Here is a 19,135-nt window from a genome sequence, read left to right on the forward strand (position 1 = left end):
AACGTCCGCGATTGCACCAAACGACAGAAGTGGGAATACGCTCGTGGGTTCGCTGCAACTGAAATCCATCCGAAAGGCCTTCGGCGATCATGAAGTGCTGAAGGGCATCGACCTCGAGGTTCAGGATGGCGAGTTCGTCATCTTCGTGGGCCCTTCCGGCTGCGGCAAGTCCACGCTGCTGCGGGTCATTGCAGGCCTTGAAGATGCGTCATCGGGCTCGATCCGGATCGACGACCAGGAAATGGCAACGACCCCGCCGGCCAAGCGCGGCATTGCCATGGTCTTCCAGTCCTATGCGCTCTACCCGCATCTGACGGTGAAGGACAATATGGGCCTAGGTCTGAAGCAGGCCGGAACGGACAAGGCCGAGATCGAGACGCGCGTGTCGAATGCCTCGTCGCTTCTGTCGCTCGATCCCTATCTCGCCCGTCGCCCTGCCGAGCTGTCCGGCGGACAGCGCCAGCGCGTGGCGATTGGTCGTGCCATCGTGCGGGAACCGAAGCTTTTCCTGTTCGACGAGCCGCTGTCCAACCTCGACGCGGCTCTGCGAGTGCAGACCCGGCTTGAAATCGCCCGCCTGCACCGGCGGCTGAAGGCGACGATGATCTACGTGACGCACGACCAGGTCGAGGCGATGACGCTTGCCGACAAGATCGTCGTCCTCAGCGCCGGCGTGATCGAGCAGGTCGGGTCTCCAATGGAGCTTTACAACAAGCCGGCCAACGTCTTCGTCGCCGGTTTCATCGGCTCGCCGCAGATGAACTTCATCCCGGGCGAGACGCTTTCCGAAAGCGGCATCAAGACCATCGGCATCCGGCCGGAGCATATCGCTCTGTCGCGAGAAAGCGGCGACTGGAAGGCCAAGGTAGTCCATGCCGAGCACCTCGGCGCCGATACCATCCTCTATCTCGAAACCGAGACGGCGGGCCTCATCACGGTCCGTCTGTTCGGCGAGCATCGCTATGGTCCAGACGACATCGTCTTTGCCACACCGGATAAGGCCTCGCTGCACCGGTTCGACGAAAACGACAAGGCGATCGGTTAACCTTTAAATCGGCCGTAACCAGTTCCGTGTTCCACTACCTCCAATGCGGGAAAGCGAACCTTTGCGCTCCTTCCGCGTTATGGGGATGGAGGAAACGGCAATGACGGTAATTTTAATTCTGATTGCAGCGATCGCCACTCTCGCAGGGACCGGCGCCCTGGTGGTTCGCCAGATCGCGGATGCTCGCCGCCAGCAGTACCAGGACGAGGTTCTGGCCTCAGATCTCGGCTATCTGCGCGAAGTCGAGCGCACCAAGAAGCGCTTCCGGCACGCGGCCCACAAAACCCGCAAACTCGCCGCCCGACGCACCCGGATCCATCAGACGAAAGCTGCGCACAGCACAGCCGCGTACTTCGCGAATTAGGCTTTGTCGGCCTCTATTCGGCAGTCGGTTTATTGAGAGAAAGATTTGGTGGAGCTAAGCGGGATCGAACCGCTGACCTCTTGCATGCCATGCAAGCGCTCTCCCAGCTGAGCTATAGCCCCATCAGGGTGGTCCGGGTGTTCCGGTCCTTGGGAACTCCGAAGCAGCGATGCTGACCGGAGTGGCGGCTTATTACGTCCGGTTTTCGGAGAGTGCAAGCCTGTTTTTCAAAGCCCGGCAATTTTTCTTCAAATTACCGGGCTTTAGGTCGAAAGATCAATTCTCGTCGTCGTCGCCGCCAACGCCGACAATGCCGGTTACGTCGTCGTCTTCATCGTCTTCGTCGGCTTCGAGGAAGGTGTTGTCGTCATCGTCGCCGATATCGACATCATCGTCGTCGCCCAGATCCGGGATATCGTCGCCGGTTGCCGCATCGTCGGCGTCGTCGGTTGCGACGGGCTCGACAGTTGGGTTCTCGACGTCGACTTCCTCGACATCTTCTTCTTCCGCCTGCTCCAGCTTTGCAGCGGCGCTGTTTTCGGCGAAGAACGACAACGGCCAGGACTTGCCGCTATAGGGGGAAACGACGGGATCGCGGTTCAGATCGTAAAACTTCTTGCCGGTATCCGGGTCGGTGCGCTTGGTTCCGAGTTCCGCTTTAGCCACTATCAAAGCCTCATGAGATGGCCGAACAGGTCGGCGAAGCCGCATAAAGCGGCAATCAATGGGTGAAAAATCTAAGCCGGTCCCCATAAGGCCTGGCGGGCTCCATGTCAAAGACTAACTTTTCCTGAATTCCTTGGCAGGCAGGCTAATGACCCGCCTTTTGCTTTGTGATAACGACGGCGGAAATCAAAGGCATACGAGCAAGGACCGATCATGTCGCATGGGATTGCCCTCAAACCGGCAAAGTCGAGAAGATCGACAAACCTCACCGGGACCGTCCGCATCCCGGGCGACAAGTCCATCTCGCATCGTTCCTTCATGTTCGGAGGCCTGGCTGCCGGCGAGACGCGGATCACCGGCCTCTTGGAAGGCGAAGACGTCATCAACACCGGCAAGGCGATGCGTGCCATGGGCGCGAAGATCGACAAGGTCGGCACTGAGTGGATCATCCAGGGCACAGGCAACGGCGCGCTGCTGGCACCGCAGGCGCCTCTCGATTTCGGCAATGCCGGCACCGGCTGCCGCTTGACGATGGGGCTGGTCGGCGTCTACGATTTCGAGTCCACCTTTATCGGCGATGCCTCGCTGTCCAAGCGGCCGATGGGCCGGGTGCTCGATCCATTGCGCGAGATGGGCGTCCAGGTGACGTCGATGGCCGGCGACAGGCTGCCCGTCACGCTGCGTGGTCCGCGCACGCCGAACCCCATCGTCTACCGCGTGCCCATGGCCTCGGCGCAGGTCAAGTCCGCGGTGCTGCTTGCCGGCCTCAACACGCCTGGTGTCACCACCGTGATCGAACCGGTCATGACCCGCGACCATACCGAAAAGATGCTGCAGGGTTTCGGCGCCGATCTGACCGTCGAGACGGATGCCGACGGCGTTCGCACGATCCGGCTGGAAGGTCGCGGCGCTCTCAAGGGGCAGGTGATCGACGTGCCCGGCGATCCGTCCTCGACCGCGTTCCCGCTTGTCGCTGCCATCCTGGTGCCGGGTTCGGATGTGACGATCATGAACGTCCTGATGAACCCCACCCGCACCGGTCTCATCCTGACGCTGCAGGAAATGGGCGCGGATATCGAGGTGATGAATGCCCGCAGCGCCGGTGGCGAGGATGTGGCCGACCTGCGCGTCCGCGGCTCCGACCTCAAGGGCGTCACTGTTCCCGCCGATCGTGCACCATCGATGATCGACGAATATCCCGTCCTCGCGGTCGCCGCAGCCTTTGCGGAGGGAACGACGACGATGCTCGGTCTCGAGGAACTGCGCGTCAAGGAGTCCGACCGTCTCTCGGCCGTCGCTGAAGGTCTGAAGCTGAACGGCGTCGATTGCGATGAAGGCAAGGAAACGCTGGTGGTGCGCGGCCGTCCAGGCGGCAAGGGCTACGGCAATCCGTCCGGCGCTGCCGTCGTCACCTATCTCGATCACCGCATCGCCATGAGCTTCCTCGTTCTCGGTCTCGCATCCGAGCACGAAGTCACGGTCGACGACGCCTCGATCATCGCCACCAGCTTTCCGGAGTTCATGGATCTGATGACCGGTCTCGGCGCGCAGATCGAGAACCAGACCGACGGAGCCTCCCGCCTGACATGACTTCTGCAGATAAAACTACGCCTCTGGTGATCGCAATCGACGGCCCTGCCGCAGCCGGCAAGGGCACGCTGTCGCGCCAGATCGCTGAAACCTACGGCTTCCAGCACCTCGATACGGGTCTGACCTACCGCGCAGCCGCCAAGGCCCTGCTCGACCGGGGTCTGCCGCTCAATGACGAGGGCGTTGCCGAGAAGATGGCGCGCGACGTCGAACTGGCAGGTCTCGACCGCGAAATCCTGTCGGCCCATGCGATTGGCGAAGCGGCATCGAAGATCGCTGTCATGCCCGCCGTGCGCCGGGCGCTGGTGGAAGCGCAGCAGGCGTTTTCGAGGCGCAAGCCCGGAACGGTCCTCGACGGGCGCGATATCGGCACGGTCGTCTGCCCCGATGCACCCGTTAAACTTTACGTGACCGCATCGCCGGAAGTCCGCGCCAGACGCCGTTACGACGAGATCGTTAGCCGCGGCGATGCCGCAGATTTCGACGAGATTTTTGCCGATGTGCGAAAGCGCGACGAGCGCGACATGGGGCGTGCCGACAGCCCTTTGAAGCCTGCGAAAGACGCGCACTTGCTTGATACGTCAGAAATGGGTATAGAGGCCGCGTTTCAGGCCGCGAAGGCGATTATCGACGCCGCCCTGAAAGGATGATGACCGACCGGATAACCGGCGGCGCATTCGAGCCCGATATCTTAGTCCTTGCGCCGGATTGCCTCTGAACATGACGAGGCGGGCTTGGATTTCGGGTGTGATCAACACGAACCCACGGCGCAATGTGTCCTTGACTGGACACGACCAGGAGATTTCATGGCAGTAACTAACCCGTCGCGGGAGGACTTCGCAGCCCTTCTCGAAGAATCCTTCGCAACCAATGATCTGGCCGAAGGCTACGTTACCAAAGGTCTGGTAACGGCGATCGAAAAGGACATGGCCGTTGTTGACGTCGGCCTCAAGGTCGAAGGTCGCATCGCGCTGAAGGAATTCGGCGTCAAGGGCAAAGACGGTTCGCTGAAGGTCGGCGACGAAGTCGAAGTCTATGTCGAGCGCATCGAAAACGCGCTTGGCGAAGCAGTTCTGTCGCGCGAGAAGGCTCGCCGCGAAGAGAGCTGGGTCAAGCTCGAAGTCAAGTTCGAAGCTGGCGAACGCGTTGAAGGCGTTATCTTCAACCAGGTCAAGGGCGGCTTCACGGTCGATCTCGACGGCGCTGTTGCCTTCCTTCCGCGCAGCCAGGTCGACATTCGTCCGATCCGCGACGTGACCCCGCTGATGCACAACCCGCAGCCCTTCGAAATCCTTAAGATGGACAAGCGTCGCGGCAACATCGTTGTTTCGCGTCGTACGGTTCTCGAAGAGTCCCGTGCAGAACAGCGCTCGGAAATCGTTCAGAACCTTGAAGAAGGTCAGGTTGTTGACGGCGTCGTCAAGAACATCACCGATTACGGTGCGTTCGTTGACCTCGGCGGCATCGATGGCCTGCTGCACGTGACCGACATGGCATGGCGCCGCGTCAACCATCCGTCGGAAATCCTGTCCATTGGCCAGCAGGTCAAGGTTCAGATCATCCGCATCAACCAGGAAACCCACCGCATCTCGCTCGGCATGAAGCAGCTCGAGTCGGATCCGTGGGATGGCATTGCTGCCAAGTACCCGGTTGGCAAGAAGATCTCCGGTACCGTCACGAACATCACGGACTACGGCGCATTCGTCGAGCTGGAGCCAGGCATCGAAGGCCTGATCCACATCTCGGAAATGTCCTGGACCAAGAAGAACGTACATCCCGGCAAGATCCTTTCGACCACGCAGGACGTCGACGTTGTCGTTCTCGAAGTCGATCCGTCGAAGCGCCGCATCTCGCTCGGTCTCAAGCAGACCCTCGAGAACCCATGGCAGGCATTTGCGTTCAGCCATCCGGCCGGCACTGAAGTCGAAGGCGAAGTCAAGAACAAGACCGAATTCGGCCTGTTCATCGGCCTCGACGGCGACGTTGACGGCATGGTTCACCTCTCCGACCTCGACTGGAACCGTCCAGGCGAACAGGTCATCGAGGAGTTCAACAAGGGCGACGTCGTCAAGGCTGTCGTTCTGGATGTGGACGTCGAGAAGGAGCGTATCTCGCTCGGCATCAAGCAGCTTGGCAAGGATGCTGTCGGCGAAGCCGCAACATCCGGCGAACTGCGCAAGAACGCTGTCGTTTCGTGCGAAGTCATCGCCGTCAACGACGGTGGTGTTGAAGTGAAGCTTGTTGCTCACGAAGACATCACGTCCTTCATCCGCCGCAACGACCTGGCACGCGATCGCGACGATCAGCGTCCGGAGCGTTTCTCGGTTGGTCAGGTTTTTGACGCCCGCGTCACGAACTTCTCCAAGAAGGATCGCAAGGTCATGCTGTCGATCAAGGCTCTCGAGATCGCTGAAGAAAAGGAAGCAGTTGCACAGTTCGGTTCGTCCGACTCAGGCGCTTCGCTCGGCGACATCCTCGGCGCGGCTCTGAAGAACCGCGGCAGCGAGTAATCGTTGTAGCTTGAAATGCGAAAGCCGCCGGATCGAAAGATCCGGCGGCTTTTTTCATGCCCGCTTTTTTGAGGCTGCACCGTGAACCTTCGGCTCAGGCCCACCCTGCCATGCGCCAGTAGAGTTCGTTCGGACGACGATCGTCGTTGCCGGCCTCCGAGGACGCGGCTTCGCCGTCGCCCGGGTTGTCGTCGTCAGTCGGTTGATTACCCTCATCAGGGTGATCGAAAGCTTGGTCCTGGCTGTGGTCGGCTTCGCCATCTTCGTCCACTGCCGTCACCGGCTGCGTCTTGCGGTTTTCGCGCCGCGGCTCGTCTTCAGCCATTGGGTAGGGCACAAACGGCAGGCCAATCGCCTCGCGCTGGACAAGTGGCAGCGGCACGGGCATCGGCTGGATGTCGGGGTCTGGCACGGCCTCCGGGGCTCGGCTGGTTTTTGCGGTGGTGACGTAACGTTCGTTTGCAATGCGCAGTAGATCGTCCTCGGCATGGGTTATCCCGGCCGTATGCATTGCGTCTATGTCCGGGGCACCCGGGGCAGGTTGTCCCTGCCCGCCGGCATGTGCCACCGTTCCACTGCCCCCTCCGCCAAACAGGTTCTTGAACAGTGCCGCTGTCGAATTCCCGACCGGAGCTCCTGTCGCGAGCAGCGCCGCCTGAAGCGCGCTTGGTGCGATCGCAGACACGAGTTGCGCGAGATTGCTGGGCCATTCCACAGCGGGTTTCGGCGCCGTCGTGGCGTCTCCAAACTGCGGGATCTTCAATTCGTTGTCGAAGGCGTCGATAACCGCTGCGACCAGAGCCCCGGTATTCGTCACGGTCGCGATGCCCGGCACGGCGGTCCGCGGCAGGGCTCCTGGCAAGACTTGCGGCACCGGCTTCGCATCTGCAGCCAAGATCGGTGCGGCTTGCGCAGGCGCCGGGCTCGCGTCCGGCTTGATCGGAACCGCGTTTGGGACGGCGGGAGACGGCGTGGCGGGTTTGGTTTGCAGGTCGGAGGTTGCCGTCGCGGGACCTTCTGATCGGACCGGCATCGGCCGCGCAAGGATCGCCTCGCGGGTCGGCTCTTCCTGCAAGTCAACGAGGGGCGGCAGCAGTTGGGGTCTTTGAAGCTCCTTACCGGGAACCTTAGTGTCAGGAGCCGCGGCGGCTGACCCGCTCGTGGGTGGCGAGAACGGAGCGATAGCTGGTGCCGCTGCACCGGTGGCGGGCGGCGTTGCGCTGGTGGCGGGTGACGTCACCGACTGCGATTTTGCTCCGATATCAGGCAAAGCACCGGGGGATGGCCTGGGGGTCTCTGTACTTGCTGTGTCCGGAGCAGAAGCTGGCAGAGGCACTACCGGCGATGCGGGGCTGGGCGTCGAGGGCTGGAGCGCTGAGGGCGCGGGCGATGATGGGCCGGGCAAGGAGGGGCCAGTCTGGGCAACTGCCGGCGGGGGGCCGGGCCGCGTCGCAGGAGAGGGTGTCGCACCGTCTTTTGGAAGGCTGGCGATTTCATTCTGCCGATAGGAGGTGACCGCTGCATTCTCAACCGTATCGCTATCCGATACGAGCGCGGCCTCCAGCGACAGGATCAGCCTGGCGGCATCGAGACCACCGGGGTTCTTGAGGATTTCGGCCAGCAGCGGCACGGACAAGCCCTTGACCAGCTGGCTCAGCGTTTTCTCAAGTGCGGCTACGTCAACAGCACTCATGGACTGCACGGCGACAGTCAGGCGCTCCGCGTAGTCTGCCAGCGTCTCGCCGTCGTTTCGTGGTATCTGCAGGATTTGGCCGATCGTTTCCGCGAAGATGGACGACCCGTAGGCGAGCTGCAACTGTCCAGACAGCGAGAGTAGGTTCAGGCGGTCCCCCGTAAGCATTCCGCCTCTGGAGGAGATTGCGGGATCACCTTCTGCGGATGCAGCGATGGAACGCGTTGCCGCAATCGGACGTGCCGAAGAGAGTGGGTCGGCCTGCATGCTTTGCGTAGCACCGACGGGGGTCAGCATGGCGTGCTTCCATCTCTCGCATGTGAAGGGAGGGGACAACTCGGCCGCACACGACCGTACGCGCAAGGAGCACGCCGAAACTGCGCCGCCATCTCATGGCGCACGATTTGCCGATCAGCAATTTTAAGCGCGCTATGGTTAAATCATCGCTAATCGCCGGATTACACGGGCCGATGATCAGCTATGCGCAAAAATGTCGGTCTCACCCCAGCCGAGCAGATCGAGCTTGGCTCGGGTCGGCAGGAACTCGAAACACGCCGTCGCGTGTTCGATACGCTCGTCGCGGAGAAGGCGCTCGGTCAGCTTGTCGCGGAGCGCATGGAGGTGAAGCACGTCGGACGCCGCATATTCGAGCTGGGCCTGCGACAGGGTTTCGGCAGCCCAGTCGGTCTGCTGCTGCGCCTTCGAGATATCGACGTCCAGCAACTCTCTCAGATTGTCCTTGAGGCCGTGTCGATCCGTATAGGTCCGCACGAGCCGCGATGCGACCTTGGTGCAGAAGACAGGCGTGGTCGTAACCCCGAACGTGTGAAACAGAACCGCAATATCGAAGCGTCCGTAGTGAAAGATTTTCTGTCGGGCGGGATCGGCAAGCAGTGCGACGAGATTGGGAGCTTGCTTCTGCCCGGCTGCGATCCGGATGACGTCCGCGGTTCCGTCGCCTGGTGAGAGCTGCACGACACAAAGCCTGTCGCGGCGCGGGACGAGGCCAAGCGTTTCCGTATCGATTGCGATCGCGCCTGTGTAGCGCGCAGCGTCAGAGGCTGGAATATCTCCTTGATGGTACCGTATCGACGTCTTCATGCGTGTCTCCGCTGTCAGGCTCTATGCGGGATAACCTAGAGGAAAGCTCCGGTGGAAGCACGCGGCCGCATCGTCTTATCCCGGACAATGGCTATCGCTTGGCGACGACGAAACACGAACGCGTGAGCAATTGCCCAGCAATGCAGCAAACGCATTGCTGCATTGCAGCAGAGCCTCTTGGCGCACCGGGAAGATATGGCTAGAAGTTTGGTCATCGAACGACGCACCTCCTCCTCCCAGTGTCGTTCGATACGGATCAACAACACCCTCCTCCTCCCAGTTGTTGATCAAGTTTAAAGCCTGGCGCATCCTCCTCCCGCGCCAGGCTTTTCTCGTTTTGTATCCCTTAAAATCCTCTGTATGACCGGCTCTGCCTCCGCAGAACGCCTTGCTGCGCAATAAGAAAAAGCCAGCGCATCGCTGCACTGGCTTGTCCGGCATAAAGGTGGATCTGCAGGTCAGCCCAGAGCTTCTATCGCCTTCATCACGTCGTCGTCGATCTTGAGACCGTGCTGGATGCTTTCGGCGCGAAGACCGCGGCCGCGCCGGCCGGGCAGGCGGACACCGTCCTGCTTTGCCATTTCGCTCGCCAATGCCGCAAAGCGTTCTGCCGCGCCGCCACCCGTCGTGGCATCCGGATCGATGACGATCAGCGACTGGCCAAGCGCCGGCGGAGGCCCGGTCTCGTCAAACAGCGAGCTGGCCTGGTAGGAGTAATGCGCACCGCCGATGCCGGCCGCCATCACTTCGACCATGAGTGCAAGCGCTGCCCCCTTGGCGCCCCCGGATGGCGCCATCGTTCCCTTGATCGCGGCAAATGCGTCGGTTGTCGGATTGCCGTCGGTGTCGAACGCCCAGTCGTCGGGAATACTGGTGCCCTTCTGGGTCGCTTCCATCACCTTGCCGCGGGCAACCTTGGAGAGTGCTAGATCGATGACCAGCGGCTCGTCACCGGCAATAGGCGCCGCAAAAGCGATCGGATTGGTGCCGAACAGCGGCACCTTGCCACCCCAGGGGGCCATGGAGGCGGGCGCGTTGGCAAACATCATCGCAACCAGCCCCTGCTCGGCAAAGCGCTCCACGGTCAACGCCATGACGCCTGCATGGTGCGAACGGTTGATGGCGGCAAAGGCGATGCCCTGTTCGCGCGCAATCGCTGGAAGTTCCAAGACAGCGAGATCGAGCGCCGGATAGGCAAAGCCAAAGTTCGCGTCGATTGCAAGAACTGCGGGTCTTGGCCTGCTCGCCTCAGGCCGAGCAGTGCCATCCACCTTGCCGGTCCGCACCTGTTTGACATAGGCCGGGATGCGGCGAAGCCCGTGACCGGACTGGCCGGCGGCTTCCGCCTGCACCAGGGCGCGGGCAACCGAGCGTGCGGTGCTATCAAGCACGCCGTTGGCTTCGAAAACGCCGCTCACCAGCGTTTCGGCTTCTTCAAGGGTAATTTGCATGGACAAGCTGTTCCGGGAGCGAGTGTTAAGGAGGGCAACCGAACCCGAAAGCACGGCTACTTGCACTCTACCGACTGAGTGACGAGGCTTGCAACACCTGCCGGTGCGATCGGAACAGGCGATGCGCGCCGAACGGCTGAGACGACGTAGTCGTCGATACGCGTATCTCCAGACGATCTGGCAACGGACACGCGCCCGATATTGCCATCGCTATCGAAATTGAAGCTGATCGTCACGATCCCCTTCTGGTTGGACGGGCAGCGGCGGGCATTACGGGCGATCTTCGTGCGCACACGGGTCATCCAGGTGGACGGTGACATCGTCGAGGCCACCGATCCGCTCGAGGTCTGCGCAGCGGCAGTGCGCTCCGACGGCTTTGCCTGAACCTTTGCCTGCGCCTTTTCCTTCTGCGCCTGCGGCTGACGCCGTGGCTTTTCTACCTTCTGGACCGGCTTCGGTGGTGGTGGACGAGTGACCGGCAGCGGGACTTCCACGTTCTCCAACGCTGCGGTGACCTTCTGCTCGATCGGATCGACAGGCTCGGGCGGCGGCGTTTCGACGATCTCCGGCGGCGGGGGCGTTTCCTCCGGCAGCGGCGTCTCGATCACGGGTTCCGGCGGCGGTTCGGGTGTCTCCTCAGCCACTTCCGGTGGCGGCTCGGCCGGCGGCGGCTCCTCGATGGGTTCGACCTCTTCGACCGGCTCGGTCTGCTGGGTCTCGACGAGTTGCTGGTCCTCGGCGTCGGTGGCGATCTGCTCTTCTTCCGGGATCGCCGCTTCCGGCTCCGGCGCAAGCTCGATCATGATGGCGGCCTGCGGACCGTTGTCGGCAAGTTCCTCCGGCTCTTGCCTCATCAGAAGCGCTGCGGCGGCAATGTGGACCGTGAGCACAAGGATAGCGGCAGATCCCCACAGGGCGATCTCGCCGATCCGGCTCGCATATCCTCTGCGCTGCATGGCAAGGCTCATGGAGCGCCTCCGGTGGCCGGCGAAGCGGCTGGTGCAGGCCCTGCCGGTGCGGCGGATGTAGACGCTGGCGCCTGTTGGGCACCCGACGCGGCTTCCAACCCGACCAGCGCAATCTTCAGGTAGCCGGAATCACGCAGCAGGTTCATCACTTCCATGAACTGCCCGTAATCGACGGCCTTGTCGGCCCGCAGGAAGATCCGCGTATCCTTGTTGCCTTCGGTCTGACGGTCGAGATTTGCGGCAAACTGTTCGCGCGCGACCGGATCGTTGCCGATATTGAGCGACAGGTCGTCCTTGACCGTCACGTAGAGAGGCTCGTCCGGTCGTTCTGCGGGCTTGGCGCTGGATGCGGGCAGATCGACATTGACGTCGACCGTCGACAGCGGCGCGGCCACCATGAAAATGATCAGGAGCACCAGCATGACGTCGATAAACGGCGTCACGTTGATCTCGTGATTTTCGGGAAGTTCATCGCCGTGATGTTCGCGAATGCCGCCTGCCATGGAATTATTCCCCCGCGACCAGAGACATCGACGCCGGCCTGCGTCCGCCTGGCGGCACCTTGCGGAAATCGAGATCGCGGCTGACCAGTCGTTCGACACCGGAAGCAGCGTCGGCCAGCAGCTGGCGGTAGCCGGTGACCGAGCGGGCGAAGGCGTTGTAGATGATCACGGCCGGGATTGCGGCGACAAGACCGAGCGCGGTTGCGAGCAGCGCTTCGGCGATGCCGGGTGCCACGACCGCAAGGTTGGTCGTGTTGGACTGCGAAATGCCGATGAACGAATTCATGATGCCCCAGACCGTGCCGAACAGTCCGACAAACGGACCAACCGAGCCGATCGAGGCGAGAATGCCCGTGCCGCGGGCCATGCGCCGTCCGGAATAGGCTTCGATGCGCGACAGGACCGAAGATACGCGCTCCTTGACGCCACCGGTATGGGCGTAATCGAGAGCGGCTTCGGAAAGCTCCACCTCTTCCGTCGCCGCGCGCAGCATCAGGGCCGCAGGCCCGCCGCGGCGGCCCGTCGTCTCAAGCGCTTCCGGCAGCGTATGCGCGCCCTGGATGATTTTCAGGACACGCTTGGCGCGGGTGCGGGCGCCCATCAGCTCCAGCGTCTTGGCGATCCAGATCGTCCATGTGAGAAGCGACGCGATGGCAAGGCCGATCATCACGGCCTTCACCACCCAGTCGGCCGCCATGAACATGCCCCAGGGCGAAAGATTGTGAGGAATATCGGCGCGCGCTTCGGGGGAAGGTGCACCCGTTGCAGCCGGAGCCTGCTCGATTGGTGTCACTGAGGGAGAAGCAGGTTCTGCCGGGGTTGCGTCTTGAACGGGTGGCGGGGTCTGCTGTGTCGTAGGAGCAGCGCTTGGAGGAGCAAGGGCCGGCGCCGTCTGTTGTGCCGGACCAGGCGCTTCCGGTGCAGGCGCCTCGACCTGCGCGACCGCATTTGTCGTCATCAGCATCAAGCCCGCAATCGTTGTCACGAGGGGACCGGGCCCGGCAACGCGCAACTGCTTCCTGTAGAGGTGAGACTTCGGGACAACGGACATGGCAGCGATACTCCGACTGGTCGCCGGAAGGCTCAGGTGGCCCAACGGCTCGATATCATTCAGCCGGTCCGAAAACTGAGGGCGGCGGCTTGCCGCTATGCGATAATAAACATGAGTGTGGTTGGCAACTATAATCGGGAGAGTATCGCTTAAATTTGACTGCTTGCGTCATGATTCTCTCCGCATGGCCATGCTGCCAGCTGCAGCCTGTCTCCCAAAGCTCCGCAAACGAAAAAACCGCCAGAGATTTCTCTCCGGCGGTTGATGGTTTCGGCAGCGCTAAACTTACAGCGTGCGCGTAATGTGCTCCACGCGGAAGCACTCGATCGTGTCGCCTGCGCGGATATCTTCGTAGTTTTCGAACGCCATACCGCATTCCTGACCCATCGGCACTTCGCCAACTTCGTCCTTGAAGCGCTTGAGCGTCTTGAGCTTGCCTTCGTGAATGACAACGTTGTCGCGCAGCAGTCGGACGCCTGCACCACGCTCGACCTTGCCTTCGACGACGCGGCAACCTGCAACCTTGCCGGTCTTCGTGATGTTGAACACCTCGAGGATTTCGGCATTGCCGAGGAAGGTCTCGCGACGTTCTGGCGAAAGCAGACCGGACATCGCTGCCTTCACGTCATCCACCAGATCGTAGATGATGTTGTAGTAGCGGATCTCGGTGCCGGCACGATCGGCCGCTATGCGCGCCTGTGCGTTGGCACGGACGTTGAAGCCGATGATCGCTGCTTCGGAGGATTCGGCAAGCGCAAGATCCGACTCGGTGATCGCACCTGCGCCCGAATGGACGATGCGGGCGCGGACTTCGTCGGTGCCAAGCTTGTCGAGAGCGCCGATAATGGCTTCGACAGAACCCTGAACGTCGCCCTTGATGAGCAGCGGGAATTCCTTGTAGCCGGTATTCTGCAGCTTGCTCATCATCTGCTCGAGCGAACCGCGCTGACCGGACTGGCGAGCAACCGCCTTGTCGCGGGCAAGCCGCTGGCGATATTCGGAAATCTCGCGAGCACGGCTCTCGTTTTCAACGACGGCAAACTTGTCGCCGGCAGCAGGAGTGCTGGAAAGACCGAGCACTTCGACCGGCATGGCCGGGCCGGCTTCCTTGACGTGAACACCCTTGTCGGTGACGAGCGCGCGGACGCGGCCCCACTGATCGCCGGCAACGATGATCTGGCCAGGCTTCAGCGTGCCCTTCTGGACGAGCACGGTTGCAACCGCACCGCGGCCACGGTCGAGCTGAGCTTCGATGACGATGCCTTCTGCCGTACGGACCGGATCTGCCTTGAGGTCGAGAATTTCGGCCTGCAGCAGAACTGCCTCGAGCAGCTTGTCGAGATTGGTCTTGTTCTTGGCCGAAACTTCGACGTCGAGAACTTCACCGCCCAGCGATTCCACGAACACTTCGTGCTGCAGCAGCTGCTGGCGCACCTTGTCCGGGTTGGCTTCGTGCTTGTCGATCTTGTTGATCGCCACGATGATCGGAACACCGGCAGCCTTTGCGTGGCTGATGGATTCAATCGTCTGCGGCATCACGCTGTCGTCGGCTGCAACCACGAGGATCGCGATATCCGTTGCCTGGGCACCACGGGCACGCATGGCCGTAAAGGCGGCGTGACCGGGGGTGTCGATGAAGGTGATCTTCTGGCCGTTCTGTTCAACCTGATAGGCACCGATATGCTGGGTGATGCCACCGGCTTCGCCCGAAACTACGTTGGCCTGGCGGATCGCGTCGAGAAGCGAGGTCTTGCCGTGGTCGACGTGACCCATGATCGTCACGACCGGAGGACGCGACACCATTTCGCCGGCGTCGTCCATCTGGTTGAAGATACCTTCTTCAACGTCCGATTCCGAAACGCGCTTGACCGTATGGCCGAATTCACCGGCAATGATTTCAGCGAGATCGGCGTCGATAACGTCGCCGGCCTTCATCATCTGGCCTTCCTTCATCAGGTACTTGATAACGTCGACGGCGCGTTCAGACATGCGCTGCGACAGTTCCTGAATTGTGATGGTCTCAGGCAGGATCACCTCGCGCATAACCTTTTCGCGGGTTTCCTGCATTTGGCTGCGGCGGAACTTTTCCTGCCGGCGGCGCATGGCAGCCATCGAACGACCGCGGCCGGTGCCGTCATCATCGGTGCTGGCAGCAGTGATCGTCAGTTTGCCCTGGCGACGGCCTTCTTCGACCTTCGGGCGTGTCGGTGGCTTGGCAGGAACGGGCGCTGCAACGCGGCCGCGACCTGGAATGGTCCGGGCAGGTGCGCGATCCTCTTCCTCGTCGTTGCGGCGACCACGTCCGATGACGGGGGCGGCAACAGGTGCGGCTCCCGGCGTCGGGCGAGACGAGTTACGGTTGTCTTGTGTATTGGCGTTGCGATCTGCAGCGGCTGGCGCTGGCGCGACGGGTGCCGGACGCAGAGCTTCCTCGGCAGCGCGTGCCTTGGCTTCTTCGGCCAGACGTGCTGCTTCGGCTGCTTCTTCGACCTTGCGGCGCTCGTCTTCTACCTTGCGGCGTGCATCATCCTCGACGCGCTGCTTGGCTTCGACCACATCGCGCGCCTGGGCTTCGACGAGTGCGCGACGGCGTGCATCCATTTCGCTTGCCGACAGGTCGTGCAGGACAGCACCACCCGAACGCTGCGGCTGGCGCTGCGGCTGTGACGGCTGCTGCGGACGCTGGCCCTGATGCGACGAGGGACGCTGACCCTGCGATGACGAAGGGCGCTGGCCCTGCGAAGAACCGGGGCGGTATCCCTGCGATGAAGGCTGCTGGACGCGCGGCTGCGGCGGGCTCGGCTGGCTGACGGGCGCAGCAGGGGCGGGGGCTGCAGGTGCAGCGGCTGCCACAGGGGCGGCTGGTGCCGGCGCTGCAGGGGTTGCCGGCTGCGGGCGTGGCGCTACAGGAGCGGCTGCCTCGACCGGGCGTGGTGCCGGTGCTGCGATAGGAGTAATTGGCTTTTCGTCGAGCGGACGGGTCGGACGGCGCTTGACCGTCTCGACGACGACCGCCTTGGTCCGGCCGCGACCCATGTCCTGGCGCACAGTACCCTGGGTCACACCCGATGGTTTCAGGGTAAGGGTCTTCTTCACGCCCAGTGTCTTGTCGTCGTTGTTATCAGTCATTCCGTTCCTGTTCCTTCGGACAGGAACAGATGGAAGCCATCAGTGCCTGTCGTTCAATTCGTACATATCGATGTGCGTCCGGCAAAAACCGGTAACCGCGTCATTGTTTCGGCATGTCAGCGACACCTTTTGTCTGGGACAGACCGCCCTTGCGGTACTGTTCAAGTAGGTTTGCGCGTTTCACTACACCTTCACCCGCCTGTCCCGCAAGCGCGCAGGCATGGATAAAAGCATTCTGGCCCATCACTTCGTCCAGTTCGGCCCCCGTGAAGAGCAAAAAGGATGGAATTTCTTCCTCGGCATTCGAGCCGAATTTGAAGGCCTTGCGGGCCTGATCGATCTTCCGGATACCGTCTGCCGCAGCGTCTGAGGCATGAAAGACGGCAATCGCGCCGCCGGAGCGAACTGCGGCATCGACCTTCGTCGCGCCCGAGATAAACTGGCTCGCCTTGCGAGCCATGTTCATCATGCCGATCAGATCGGCCGCGAGCAGTCTGTCAACCGTCGCGCCCAGATCGGCATCCGCCTTTGCGTCGGTCTTCAACGCGCGGGCGAAGGATTTCTTCTGGACCGCCCGGTCGATCAACGCCCGTTCGGCCTTTACCCAGCAGCCCCGCCCCGGAAGGCGACGCTTGAGATCGGGAACAACCTGGCCATCAGGCCCGGCCACGAAGCGGATCAGCGTTTCCGGTGATCCGGCTTCACGGGTGACGATGCAGGTACGGTCATTCACGATAAGCTCGTCGTCTGCATCGTCGTCTGGTTCATTGCCAATCGGGATCATTCCCGCTCGGCGGCAGGCGCCTCCTCGGCGTCTTCGGCCTCTGGTGCTTCTTCGGTGGCAAGATCAGCCTCGGTGATCCAGCCAGCCAGCAGGCGGGCCTGCACGACCATGTTTTCAGCTTCGGTGCGCGAAACTTCGAACTTCGAAAACAGACCTTCGAACTTCTTGGTCTCGCCGTCCTTGCGCTCGCTCCAACCGACAAGGTCGTCAGCCGCGCAGCCGGCAAAATCCTCGATCGTCTTGATGCCGTCTTCGCCAAGCGCGACCAGCATCTGACCGGTCAGGCCGTCGATCTGCTTCAGTTCGTCGGCAACACCGAGTGCGACGCGCTTTGCATCGTTTTCAGACTCGATCCGCTCGAGATATTCGCGGGCACGGGTCTGGATCTCGGTCGCGGTATCTTCGTCAAAACCGTCGATCGAGGAGATTTCGTCGAGCTCGACATAGGCAAGCTCTTCAACGGCGGCAAAGCCTTCGGACGCCAGCACCTGGCCAACCATCTCGTCGACATCGAGCGCGTCCATAAACAGGTTGGTGCGCTCGTTGAATTCCTTCTGGCGGCGCTCCGATTCCTCGGCTTCCGTCATGATGTCGATATCCCAGCCGGTCAGCTGCGATGCAAGGCGGACGTTCTGGCCACGACGACCGATCGCCAGCGACAGCTGCTCGTCCGGAACCACGACTTCGATCCGCTCGCTGTCTTCGTCGAGAACAACCTTGGAGACTTCTGCCGGCTGCAGCGCGTTGACGATGAACGATGCCGGATCCTGGCTCCACGGAATGATGTCGATCTTTTCGCCCTGCAGCTCGCCGACGACTGCCTGAACGCGCGAACCGCGCATACCGACGCAGGCGCCGACCGGATCGATCGACGAGTCGTTGGAAACGACAGCGATCTTGGCGCGCGAGCCCGGATCGCGGGCAACGGACTTGATCTGGATGATGCCGTCGTAGATTTCAGGCACTTCCATGGTGAACAGCTTCACCATGAACTGCGGATGGGTACGCGACAGGAAAATCTGCGGGCCACGCTGTTCGCGGCGCACGTCGTAGACATAGGCGCGAACGCGGTCGCCGTAGCGCATGTTTTCGCGCGGGATCATCTCGTCACGGCGAATGATGCCTTCGCCACGACCGAGGTCGACGATGACGTTGCCATATTCGACGCGCTTGACGGTGCCGTTGACGATTTCGCCGACGCGGTCCTTGAACTCGTCGAACTGACGGTCACGTTCCGCTTCGCGCACCTTCTGGACGATCACCTGCTTGGCAGACTGGGCGGCGATACGACCGAAATCCATCGGCGGCAGCGGATCGGCGATGAAGTCGCCAATCTTGGCGTCAACGTTGCGATCGAGCGCCAGCGTCAGCGGGATCTGCGTGCCGTAATCCTCGGCGACATCGACCACTTCCAGCAGACGCTGGAGACGGATCTCGCCGGTCTTGGAATTGATGTCGGCACGGATGTTGGTTTCCGAACCATAGCGCGAGCGGGCGGCCTTCTGGATGGCGTCGGCCATCGCAGCCAGCACGATTTCGCGGTCGATGACCTTTTCGCGGGCTACTGCATCTGCGATCTGCAGAAGTTCAAGCCGGTTTGCGCTCACTGCCATTGTCGTTGGTCTCCGTAAGTCGAGCTATGTGCGACCTTCTCAAAGGAAGGCGTGCTGTCGGTTATTCTTCGTCAGTGTGTTCGTCGGTTTCGTCGTTCTGATTGGCGGCCTGCTGCTTGGCCGCCTTGTCAGCCCGCAACGCGTCGCGGATCAGTTCGTCGGTGAGGACAAGCTTTCCTTCGGACAGCGCCGTAAACGGAATGAGCAAATGCTGTGTCTCGCCATCGGCGACCTGATCGCGGTCGATCGTGAAGCCCTCGGACGTGACGTCGGTGATCTTGCCGCGAAAACGCTTGCGATTGTCGACCAGGATCGACGTCTCGCATTTCACGATATGGCCGTTCCAGCGCTCGAAATCGGACTTGCGCACCATCGGGCGATCGATGCCTGGCGACGATACTTCGAGATGATACTCGCGATCGATCGGATCTTCCACATCGAGAACGGGCGAGATCGCCATCGAGACGGCTTCACAGCCCTCGACATCCATCGTGCCATCGTTGCGTTCGGCCATGATCTGCAGCGTCGCGCCATTCTGATTGAGCATCCGGACGCGCACGAGGCGGAAGTCCATGGATGTCAGAACGGGCTCGATGATCTCGGCCACTCTGAGTTCAAGCCCGGTCTCGACGATCAGGCGCGGTTCGCTGTCGGTTTGTGGCATGCG

16 protein-coding genes and 1 tRNA gene are annotated in these 19,135 nt (G+C 61.7%); 5 read left to right on the forward strand and 12 right to left on the reverse strand.

What is annotated here, in order from left to right; all coding sequences use genetic code 11:
* Nucleotides 1-43 precede the first annotated feature (43 nt).
* Nucleotides 44-1,045, forward strand: coding sequence for an ABC transporter ATP-binding protein (locus ACQY1P_RS05710; RefSeq protein WP_430255628.1), 1,002 nt, complete (start codon nucleotides 44-46; stop codon nucleotides 1,043-1,045).
* A 100-nt stretch (nucleotides 1,046-1,145) separates the two neighbouring features.
* The gene (locus ACQY1P_RS05715; protein WP_174195392.1) at nucleotides 1,146-1,409 is read left to right on the forward strand and encodes a hypothetical protein; all 264 of its coding nucleotides are present in this window, start codon (nucleotides 1,146-1,148) and stop codon (nucleotides 1,407-1,409) included.
* Between the two features lie 46 nt (nucleotides 1,410-1,455).
* Here the strand turns inward: ACQY1P_RS05715 and ACQY1P_RS05720 are convergent.
* A tRNA-Ala gene (locus ACQY1P_RS05720) sits at nucleotides 1,456-1,531 on the reverse strand.
* Nucleotides 1,532-1,685: 154 nt separating this feature from the next.
* Nucleotides 1,686-2,075, reverse strand: coding sequence for a TIGR02300 family protein (locus tag ACQY1P_RS05725; RefSeq protein ID WP_062454214.1), 390 nt, complete (start codon nucleotides 2,073-2,075; stop codon nucleotides 1,686-1,688).
* 213 nt (nucleotides 2,076-2,288) lie between these two features.
* On the opposite strand from ACQY1P_RS05725, the gene aroA reads away from it, so the two are divergent.
* The 3 genes from aroA (at nucleotide 2,289) to rpsA (ending at nucleotide 6,175) form a co-directional block, all read left to right on the forward strand.
* Nucleotides 2,289-3,665 (forward strand): 3-phosphoshikimate 1-carboxyvinyltransferase, encoded by a 1,377-nt coding sequence (gene aroA / locus ACQY1P_RS05730; RefSeq protein WP_430255630.1) that lies wholly within the window; start codon nucleotides 2,289-2,291, stop codon nucleotides 3,663-3,665.
* Nucleotides 3,662-4,315 (forward strand): (d)CMP kinase, encoded by a 654-nt coding sequence (cmk, locus tag ACQY1P_RS05735; RefSeq protein ID WP_430255631.1) that lies wholly within the window; start codon nucleotides 3,662-3,664, stop codon nucleotides 4,313-4,315. The genes aroA and cmk overlap by 4 nt, the downstream gene beginning before the upstream one ends.
* A 156-nt stretch (nucleotides 4,316-4,471) precedes the next feature.
* Entirely contained in the window at nucleotides 4,472-6,175 is a 1,704-nt protein-coding gene (gene rpsA / locus ACQY1P_RS05740; RefSeq protein ID WP_062454210.1) for a 30S ribosomal protein S1, read from the forward strand.
* 94 nt (nucleotides 6,176-6,269) lie between these two features.
* On the opposite strand, the gene ACQY1P_RS05745 is transcribed toward rpsA, so the two are convergent.
* The 10 genes from ACQY1P_RS05745 to rimP all read right to left on the reverse strand — a co-directional run bounded on the left by ACQY1P_RS05745 (nucleotide 6,270) and on the right by rimP (nucleotide 19,132).
* Nucleotides 6,270-8,165: a hypothetical protein gene (locus ACQY1P_RS05745; protein WP_430255633.1), complete on the reverse strand. Its 1,896-nt coding sequence runs from the start codon at nucleotides 8,163-8,165 to the stop codon at nucleotides 6,270-6,272.
* A 177-nt stretch (nucleotides 8,166-8,342) separates the two neighbouring features.
* Nucleotides 8,343-8,969: a ribonuclease D gene (locus tag ACQY1P_RS05750; RefSeq protein ID WP_062454208.1), complete on the reverse strand. Its 627-nt coding sequence runs from the start codon at nucleotides 8,967-8,969 to the stop codon at nucleotides 8,343-8,345.
* Between the two features lie 458 nt (nucleotides 8,970-9,427).
* Nucleotides 9,428-10,420 (reverse strand): Ldh family oxidoreductase, encoded by a 993-nt coding sequence (locus ACQY1P_RS05755; RefSeq protein WP_430255635.1) that lies wholly within the window; start codon nucleotides 10,418-10,420, stop codon nucleotides 9,428-9,430.
* A 56-nt stretch (nucleotides 10,421-10,476) separates the two neighbouring features.
* Entirely contained in the window at nucleotides 10,477-11,388 is a 912-nt protein-coding gene (locus ACQY1P_RS05760) for a cell envelope integrity protein TolA (protein ID WP_430255637.1), read from the reverse strand.
* The gene (gene exbD / locus ACQY1P_RS05765) at nucleotides 11,385-11,891 is read right to left on the reverse strand and encodes a TonB system transport protein ExbD (RefSeq protein ID WP_092663993.1); all 507 of its coding nucleotides are present in this window, start codon (nucleotides 11,889-11,891) and stop codon (nucleotides 11,385-11,387) included. Before exbD ends, ACQY1P_RS05760 begins: the two co-directional genes overlap by 4 nt.
* 4 nt (nucleotides 11,892-11,895) lie before the next feature.
* A complete protein-coding gene (gene exbB / locus ACQY1P_RS05770; RefSeq protein ID WP_325264090.1) occupies nucleotides 11,896-12,855 on the reverse strand; it encodes a tonB-system energizer ExbB in 960 nt (319 codons plus the stop codon).
* Nucleotides 12,856-13,227: 372 nt separating this feature from the next.
* Nucleotides 13,228-16,071, reverse strand: a complete 2,844-nt coding sequence (gene infB, locus ACQY1P_RS05775; RefSeq protein ID WP_430255639.1) for a translation initiation factor IF-2 — start codon at nucleotides 16,069-16,071, stop codon at nucleotides 13,228-13,230.
* Between the two features lie 100 nt (nucleotides 16,072-16,171).
* Nucleotides 16,172-16,855 carry an RNA-binding protein gene (locus ACQY1P_RS05780; protein ID WP_062578573.1) on the reverse strand — a complete coding sequence of 228 codons (684 nt, stop codon included), beginning with the start codon at nucleotides 16,853-16,855 and terminating at the stop codon, nucleotides 16,172-16,174.
* The gene (gene nusA, locus ACQY1P_RS05785) at nucleotides 16,852-18,468 is read right to left on the reverse strand and encodes a transcription termination factor NusA (protein WP_113109286.1); all 1,617 of its coding nucleotides are present in this window, start codon (nucleotides 18,466-18,468) and stop codon (nucleotides 16,852-16,854) included. Before nusA ends, ACQY1P_RS05780 begins: the two co-directional genes overlap by 4 nt.
* A gap of 61 nt (nucleotides 18,469-18,529) precedes the next feature.
* Nucleotides 18,530-19,132, reverse strand: coding sequence for a ribosome maturation factor RimP (rimP, locus tag ACQY1P_RS05790; RefSeq protein WP_062578581.1), 603 nt, complete (start codon nucleotides 19,130-19,132; stop codon nucleotides 18,530-18,532).
* Nucleotides 19,133-19,135 lie beyond the last annotated feature (3 nt).

This window comes from Neorhizobium sp. DAR64872/K0K18 (assembly GCF_050500175.1).
Lineage (GTDB): Bacteria > Pseudomonadota > Alphaproteobacteria > Rhizobiales > Rhizobiaceae > Neorhizobium > Neorhizobium soli.

Coding starts and splice junctions, on each gene's coding strand:
- ACQY1P_RS05715 (WP_174195392.1), top strand. CDS start 1,146: ATGACGGTAATTTTAATTCTGATTGCAGCGATCGCCACTCTCGCAGGG.
- aroA (WP_430255630.1), top strand. CDS start 2,289: ATGTCGCATGGGATTGCCCTCAAACCGGCAAAGTCGAGAAGATCGACA.
- cmk (WP_430255631.1), top strand. CDS start 3,662: ATGACTTCTGCAGATAAAACTACGCCTCTGGTGATCGCAATCGACGGC.
- rpsA (WP_062454210.1), top strand. CDS start 4,472: ATGGCAGTAACTAACCCGTCGCGGGAGGACTTCGCAGCCCTTCTCGAA.
- ACQY1P_RS05745 (WP_430255633.1), bottom strand. CDS start 8,165: ATGCTGACCCCCGTCGGTGCTACGCAAAGCATGCAGGCCGACCCACTC.
- ACQY1P_RS05750 (WP_062454208.1), bottom strand. CDS start 8,969: ATGAAGACGTCGATACGGTACCATCAAGGAGATATTCCAGCCTCTGAC.
- ACQY1P_RS05755 (WP_430255635.1), bottom strand. CDS start 10,420: ATGCAAATTACCCTTGAAGAAGCCGAAACGCTGGTGAGCGGCGTTTTC.
- ACQY1P_RS05760 (WP_430255637.1), bottom strand. CDS start 11,388: ATGAGCCTTGCCATGCAGCGCAGAGGATATGCGAGCCGGATCGGCGAG.
- exbD (WP_092663993.1), bottom strand. CDS start 11,891: ATGGCAGGCGGCATTCGCGAACATCACGGCGATGAACTTCCCGAAAAT.
- exbB (WP_325264090.1), bottom strand. CDS start 12,855: ATGCTGATGACGACAAATGCGGTCGCGCAGGTCGAGGCGCCTGCACCG.
- infB (WP_430255639.1), bottom strand. CDS start 16,071: ATGACTGATAACAACGACGACAAGACACTGGGCGTGAAGAAGACCCTT.
- ACQY1P_RS05780 (WP_062578573.1), bottom strand. CDS start 16,855: ATGATCCCGATTGGCAATGAACCAGACGACGATGCAGACGACGAGCTT.
- nusA (WP_113109286.1), bottom strand. CDS start 18,468: ATGGCAGTGAGCGCAAACCGGCTTGAACTTCTGCAGATCGCAGATGCA.
- rimP (WP_062578581.1), bottom strand. CDS start 19,132: ATGCCACAAACCGACAGCGAACCGCGCCTGATCGTCGAGACCGGGCTT.